This is a genomic window from Sneathiella sp. (genome assembly GCF_036960985.1).
GTDB lineage: Bacteria > Pseudomonadota > Alphaproteobacteria > Sneathiellales > Sneathiellaceae > Sneathiella.
In genome coordinates, this window is the sequence record NZ_JBALWD010000002.1 from 205,569 (window position 1) to 212,692 (window position 7,124).

6 protein-coding genes and 1 pseudogene are annotated in these 7,124 nt (G+C 49.9%); 6 read left to right on the forward strand and 1 reads right to left on the reverse strand.

The annotated features are described in order from the left end of the window. From trpB to V7723_RS02115, 4 genes are read left to right on the forward strand one after another with little or no spacing between them, the layout of a single operon-like run. A complete protein-coding gene (gene trpB / locus V7723_RS02100; RefSeq protein ID WP_335682763.1) occupies window positions 1-1,212 on the forward strand; it encodes a tryptophan synthase subunit beta in 1,212 nt (403 codons plus the stop codon). Next, on the forward strand, window positions 1,209-2,036 hold the full coding sequence (gene trpA, locus V7723_RS02105; RefSeq protein ID WP_335682764.1) for a tryptophan synthase subunit alpha: 828 nt from the start codon (window positions 1,209-1,211) through the stop codon (window positions 2,034-2,036). The genes trpB and trpA overlap by 4 nt, the downstream gene beginning before the upstream one ends. A 3-nt stretch (window positions 2,037-2,039) precedes the next feature. Then, window positions 2,040-2,990 carry an acetyl-CoA carboxylase, carboxyltransferase subunit beta gene (accD, locus tag V7723_RS02110; RefSeq protein WP_335682765.1) on the forward strand — a complete coding sequence of 317 codons (951 nt, stop codon included), beginning with the start codon at window positions 2,040-2,042 and terminating at the stop codon, window positions 2,988-2,990. A gap of 12 nt (window positions 2,991-3,002) precedes the next feature. Continuing rightward, the gene (locus tag V7723_RS02115) at window positions 3,003-4,304 is read left to right on the forward strand and encodes a bifunctional folylpolyglutamate synthase/dihydrofolate synthase (protein WP_335682766.1); all 1,302 of its coding nucleotides are present in this window, start codon (window positions 3,003-3,005) and stop codon (window positions 4,302-4,304) included. Between the two features lie 8 nt (window positions 4,305-4,312). On the opposite strand, the gene V7723_RS02120 is transcribed toward V7723_RS02115, so the two are convergent. Next, window positions 4,313-5,002 (reverse strand): response regulator transcription factor, encoded by a 690-nt coding sequence (locus V7723_RS02120; protein WP_335682767.1) that lies wholly within the window; start codon window positions 5,000-5,002, stop codon window positions 4,313-4,315. A gap of 349 nt (window positions 5,003-5,351) precedes the next feature. Between V7723_RS02120 and ribA the strand changes: the two genes are divergently transcribed. Both ribA and V7723_RS02130 read left to right on the forward strand, forming a co-directional pair. Further along, the gene (gene ribA / locus V7723_RS02125) at window positions 5,352-6,473 is read left to right on the forward strand and encodes a GTP cyclohydrolase II (RefSeq protein WP_335682768.1); all 1,122 of its coding nucleotides are present in this window, start codon (window positions 5,352-5,354) and stop codon (window positions 6,471-6,473) included. Between the two features lie 120 nt (window positions 6,474-6,593). Next, a pseudogene (locus V7723_RS02130) lies at window positions 6,594-7,124 on the forward strand (hypothetical protein); the annotation flags it as partial.

Consider the following 7,124-nt stretch of genomic DNA (forward strand, 5'->3'; position numbering starts at 1 on the left):
ATGTCACAACTGAATACCTATCGGGCTGGACCCGACGAAACTGGGCATTTCGGCATATTTGGCGGCCAGTTTGTCGCCGAAACACTGATGCCGCTCATCTTAGAATTGGATGAAGCTTATGAAGCGTCAAAAAAGGACCCTGAATTCGCGCAACAACTCAGTGGCTTGCTGAAACATTATGTGGGCCGGGAATCCCCGTTATATTTTGCCGAACGCCTGACCGAGCATTTTGGCGGTGCGAAAATCTATCTCAAACGTGAGGATCTCAATCACACAGGCGCCCACAAGATTAACAATTGCATGGGGCAGATCCTGCTTGCATTGCGCATGGGCAAGAAACGCATAATTGCCGAGACCGGGGCCGGGCAACATGGTGTCGCTACCGCGACTGTGGCCGCGCGATTTGGGCTTAAATGCTCGATTTACATGGGTGAAACTGATATCGAACGGCAAAAACCAAATGTCTTTCGTATGAAATTGCTGGGCGCGGAAGTCGTCCCCGTTTCCTCTGGCTCCCGCACATTAAAAGACGCCATGAATGAAGCCCTGCGGGACTGGGTAACCAATGTGGACGATACCTTCTACATTATCGGCACTGTCGCCGGTCCGCACCCTTACCCACAGCTCGTCCGCGATTTTCAAACTGTTATCGGTGAGGAAACACGACGGCAAATGCTGGCTCAGGAAGGCCGTTTGCCAGACACGCTTTTAGCCTGCATCGGCGGAGGATCGAATGCCATGGGTCTTTTCCATCCATTTTTGGATGACGAAGGAATTAACATCATCGGCGTCGAAGCGGCTGGACATGGTCTCGACACAGATAAACATGCGGCATCGTTGAAAGGTGGCCGTCCGGGTGTTCTTCACGGCAACCGAACGTATCTCCTGCAAGATGATGATGGACAGATCATTGAAGCACATTCTATCTCGGCCGGACTCGATTATCCAGGCATAGGGCCGGAGCATTCTTGGCTCAATGACGTTGGCCGCGTCGAATATGTCAACGCCACGGATACCGAAGCCCTAGAGGCCTTCCAGCTTTGTTGTAAACTGGAAGGCATTATTCCGGCGCTGGAATCAGCACATGCCTTGGCGTATTTGGAAAAACTGGCACCTGGCTTGCCAAAAGATCATCTAATTGTTGTCAATCTTTCTGGCAGGGGCGACAAGGATATTTTTACGGTTGCGGATGCGTTGGGAGTTAAATTGTGAACGAAACGCGAATTGATCGACGGTTTGCGGCGCTGAAAGCAGAAGGCCGCGCCGCATTTGTCACCTACATTATGGCAGGCGATCCGAACTTTGAGGCGTCCTTGGAAATTGTCAGAGGCCTGCCCAAAGCGGGCGCGGACATTATTGAAGTTGGATTGCCTTTTACCGACCCCATGGCCGATGGGCCGGCAATTCAACAAGCCGGCTTGCGGTCACTCGCCGGCGGAATGACGTTGAAGTCTACCTTGCGGTTGGTTTCCGAATTTCGAAAATCGGATGATGACACGCCAATTGTCTTGATGGGATATTACAATCCGATTTATGCCTATGGTGTTGACAGTTTCCTGACGGATGCGCTCGCTGCGGGGGTTGACGGTCTCATCGTGGTCGACTTGCCTTCCGAAGAAGATGCAGAACTTTGTCTTCCTGCCCTTAAAGCAGGGATAAACTTTATTCGGCTAGCCACGCCGACGACAGATGACAAACGTCTACCGGCCGTACTCGCCAATTCCTCCGGCTTTTTGTATTATGTGTCCATCGCGGGCACCACGGGAGCCGCGGCGCCAAAGGCCAGCGACGTTGCTATTGCCGTTAATAGAATCCGCAAAACGACAGACTTGCCAATTGCCGTCGGGTTTGGCCTGCGGACAGGTGAACAAGCAGCAGAAATCGCGAAAATAGCGGATGGCGTCGTTGTTGGCACAGCCTTGGTAGAACAGGTTGCGCTTGGCAGCAATGACCAAGATGCTGTAGAACGGGTTCTAGATATTGCCAGGAAAATCTCAAAAGGCATCCGTGGCGTAAAAAAGAACGAGCAGGACTGACATATGAACTGGCTTACAAACAAGGTTCTTCCGAAATTCCGCCAATTAACCGCAAAGCAGGACACGCCTGACAACCTATGGATCAAATGTCCGGGTTGCGGTCAAATGCTGTTTCACAACGATTTGGAAACGAACCAGAATGTGTGTCACCATTGTGAGCACCATATGCGCGTCGGACCAACAGAACGGTTCAGAGCTCTTTTTGATGACGCTAAATATGATGTAATTGAATTACCGGAAGTTCCGGCCGATCCTCTTAAGTTCAGAGATTCTAAAAAATATACAGAACGCCTTAAAGATGCCCGGAGTAAAACCGGTGATCGCGATGCCATGATTGTTGCCCACGGCCGTATTACCGACAACCCAGCAGTTGTCGCCGTACAGAATTTTGATTTTATGGGCGGTTCTCTTGGCCTTGCTGTCGGTGAGGCTATCGTTGCCGCGTCCAAGTTAGCCATTTTACAAAAAGCACCTCTGATCCTTTTCTCAGCGGCGGGCGGCGCGCGGATGCAAGAGGGAATTTTATCGCTAATGCAGATGCCGCGAACAACAGTCGCTATTCAGCGCCTGAAGGAATCCAATCTTCCTTTTATCGTTGTTCTCACCGACCCGACAACGGGCGGCGTAACAGCTTCTTATGCCATGCTAGGTGATATCCAGATTTCAGAACCAGGTGCCCTTATCTGTTTTGCTGGCCCACGAGTCATTGAAGAAACAATTCGTGAAGTTCTGCCTGAAGGCTTCCAGCGCGCAGAATTTCTCCTTGATCACGGCATGCTTGATATGGTTGTCCACCGTCTGGATTTACGCGTAACATTAGCCCGTCTTATTGACCTTATGGGAAATAGAATAAAAGACGCTGTTATTGCCGAAGAAACGAAGCCAGTAGAACTGGCCGTCGTCGCGGAAAGCGTCGAAGAAGACGCACCGAAAGATCTGAAAGCCGCAGAATAGTCCGGGTTAGTTATGGCTCTGGAAACAACCGACCATATTCTGACGCGGCTTATGGCGCTGCATCCAAAAATTATTGATCTGTCGCTGGACCGTATGTGGCAGATCCTGGAAAAGATTGACCATCCCGAACTGCGCCTTCCGCCCGTTATCCATGTTGCCGGAACCAATGGAAAAGGATCCTTGCTGGCGTATCTTCGCGCTATGCTGGAAGCGGCTGGATATAGAGTTCATGTGTACATCTCTCCGCATCTCATTCGGTTCAATGAGCGGATCCGCCTTGCTGGATCGGTCATTGATGAAGCGGCGCTGGCAGATTTACTGTCGTATTGTGAACGCGCTAACGGATCGGCCCCGATTACCTATTTTGAGGTGACGACGGCCGCTGCTTTCAAGGCTTTTGCCGACACACCTGCCGATATTCTCCTGCTGGAAACCGGACTCGGTGGGCGCCTTGACGCAACAAATGTTATTGAAAAGCCTGCATTAACAGCGATCACACCTATTTCACAGGATCATGCTCAATATCTCGGAACTGACATTGCTGGCATCGCAGGTGAAAAAGCAGGAATATTAAAATCAGGTGTCCCCGCAATTTTTGGTCCTCAAGAAAATCTTGTCTCGAACGTTTTAATCTCCCGGGCCGCAGCCGTTGGCGCGACACCTTATATATATGGATCTGATTGGACTTTCTCTGAGCATGACAATGGCTGGAGTTTTTCGTCGAAAAAAGGCCGCCGGAATTTCTCGCTACCTTCCTTGCATGGCTCACATCAAATCGCAAACGCTGCAACAGCCGTCGCCTGTTTAGATCAATTGTCAGGGTTTGATGTCACCGAGGCCGAAATTGAAAAAGGATTAGCCAGTGTCTACTGGCCGGGACGACTGCAACGATTATCTAAAGGGCCCTTAGTGGATGAGTTACCATCACACGTAGAAATCTGGCTCGACGGCGGCCATAATCCTGCCGCAGCAGAACAAGTGGCAAACACCTTTGCAAAGTGGAATGCAACAGATCCGAAACCTGCCTATTTGGTCGCCGGCATGTTGAACACAAAAGACCAGACGGCCTTTTTCGCGCAATTATGCAGCACAATCAGCAAAGGGTGCTGTATTTCCATTGACGGAGAGGCCGCGACAACATCATCGACGGAACTTGCGGCGCTCGCCCGATCCGGTGGTGTTTCGATGACGGCGAAAGATTCCCTGGAGGCAAGCCTTTTGTCTTTACAGGTTGAGCTCAACGCGGGCCCCTGCCGCCTTTTGATCGCGGGCAGCCTGTATCTCGCCGGGCGAATACTCAGAGAAAACGGATGAAGCACCCGTCACGGAGCTAGTCTATAGCCCCCGGTTTCGGTAATCAGAATAGAGGCTGAAGAGGGTTCGTCTTCAATTTTTTGACGTAGTCGATAAATATGTGTTTCAAGCGTATGTGTTGTCACGCCTGCATTATATCCCCAAACTTCGTTCAGCAATATATCCCGCGAGACCACCTTACGTCCGGCCCGATACAAATACTTCAAAATCGACGTTTCTTTTTCCGTCAATCGGACCTTCTGCTCAGTTTCCTTGTGCACCATAAGCTTGTTTGCAGGTCGAAAGCTGTAGGGTCCAATTGTAAAAACAGCATCTTCACTTTGCTCATGTTGTCTTAACTGTGCCCGAATACGCGCCAGCAAGACGCCTATTCGAAAAGGTTTTGATACATAATCATTGGCACCAGATTCCAATCCCAATATCTGATCGCTATCACTATCTTGTGCGGTGAGCATAATTATTGGCGCCTTGATTCCAGCTTTGCGGATCAATTTACAGGCTTCACGCCCATCCATGTCCGGTAACCCCACATCAAGCAAAATCAAATCAAAATGATTGGTCTTTATTTTTTCGAGCGCAGAAGACGCATTATCTGCTTGCATGGTGATAAATTCTTCATGTAAGTCCAGCTGCTCTGCCAGTGTCTCGCGAAGGCTATTATCATCGTCAACCAGTAGAATTTTTTTGCCGGTTGTCATTATTATATCCCCATCTAAATTTCCGTTGCGGCGCCAGTAGCAGCCTTGACTACCATAGAAATTGGTTCCCCATCCTTGTATTCAAGGGCTAAGCAGCGCACAACACCCCTTTTTTCACATAGAAGTGATCTGCCTTTACTCCTAAATCACGGGGTTGTCAGATGCATCTTGCCGGATCTCCATCGAAAAATGAAGCTTTGGTTTCTATAAACTGCGGGCGGCCGTTAAGATTTTGAGTTTAAATGCATATATAGACTGGAAACCAGATTAATAATTGCCGCCCGCCCTCCTCGCCTGCTAATACTCTTTGGGTTGGTCGATAAACACAACCGTTGGAAACCGGGACGCCATGAGCAAAACTGACGTACAAAAAAAAGAACTAAAAAAACTACGCAATGTTGATCGCGCTATTGCGGATCTTCGCCGCGGCCTACCCATCGTTGTCTATGCCGACAAAGAGGCCTCCATTGTTCTGGCAACTGAAATGGCATATGCAGCCGAGTTGAAAGAGCTCGAAAACCTGGGTGGGACACTTCCTGTTTTAGCGCTGACCGCACATCGAGCAAATGTCCTACATATCAAGCCCACCGGTGATGCTGCTGTCAGATTGATAATAGAGAATTGGATGGATGCACCGCTTATGCGCGCACTTGCGGATGCAACCCATGATCTGGATCAGCCTTTTCGTGGACCGTTCACACGCATGAAAGGAAATCTGCCAAATACCATTCCAAGTGCAATCAAGCTGACGAAACTCGCGCGCCTGCTACCGTCAGTCCTATCGTCAGACATGCCTGCCGAGGTTGCCGCTGACCTTGCCGTGAAAGAAGATTTCTCCAGTGTCACCGTTGACGATATTTCCGCTTTTGAAGCAACTGCTGCTGTGCAGTTGAAATCTGTTGCGGCAGCCCGCGTTCCCTTACAATCATCAGAAAACACAACCATCCACGCTTTTCGTCCTGAAGACGGCGGCATTGAACATTTGGCCATTCTTGTCGGCGACCCCAATCGGCATGAGCCTGTTCTCGCCCGACTACATTCAGAATGTTTTACCGGCGATTTGATTGGATCGCTCAAATGCGATTGTGGCGAGCAGCTTCGCGGTGCCCTTAAGGCAATTGACGAAGCCGGCGGCGGGGTCTTGTTATATCTTGCGCAAGAGGGGCGCGGAATTGGTCTAATCAACAAATTACGGGCGTACAAATTGCAAAGCCAGGGATTTGATACCATCGACGCCAACGAAAGATTGGGATTCGATGCCGATGAGCGTGTTTTCCAACCAGCCGCTGAAATGTTCCTGCAGCTTGGGTTTAAAAAGGTCCGTTTGATGACCAATAATCCGGAAAAGGTTGAGGGGTTGGAGCGTCACGGAGTTGAGGTTATCGAGCGCGTGACCCATAAGTTTCCGTCCAATACCCATAATGAGCTTTATCTTGCAACCAAGAGAAAGCGGAGCGGGCACTATTTGTAGCCTTTCCTTTTAAAGACGGCAATTATTGCCGTGCGGTGGTTTTTAAATGCTGTTTTTTCGCAGTTTTCTTGTCTTTTTTGTTGGCATAAACCTTGCTCATTAAGAAGTAAGGAGAGATGAATGTCGATTAACCCTATAACCAGCGACCCCTACGCCTATCTAGACCGAGCGCTCCCGAATTCGCCTGTGGCCCAGTATGTTCCGGCCGCAACCGCTGTACCGGGCGATCAAGCCGACGCGTTTGGAGGAGACGGTTTCGGTTTTGACGACTTTCTCGACATTATTAATCCGCTACAACATATCCCAGGAGTGTCTTCCATATACCGGGAAATTACAGGCGACCAGATAAACCCAGGATCTCGGCTGATTGGAGGATCACTTTTTGGCGGAGGCATAGGCCTTGCCGTTTCCTTCGTCAATGCAGCTATTGAAGACAGCACTGGTAAAGACATAGGCGCACATTTTTTCAGTGTTTTCTCACCAGACGAAGAAAGTGCGCCAGACACCATTCTTGCCGTCACGCCAGAAGATGTGAAAGAGCAAACACCTCCTGCAGCTTCGGCTGTCCCGATCGTGCCAGCAGCGCCGCTTTCTGTAGCACCGAAAACTTTGCCGGTTACTCCAAACGATGAAGAAGTGCCGGCACTTCCA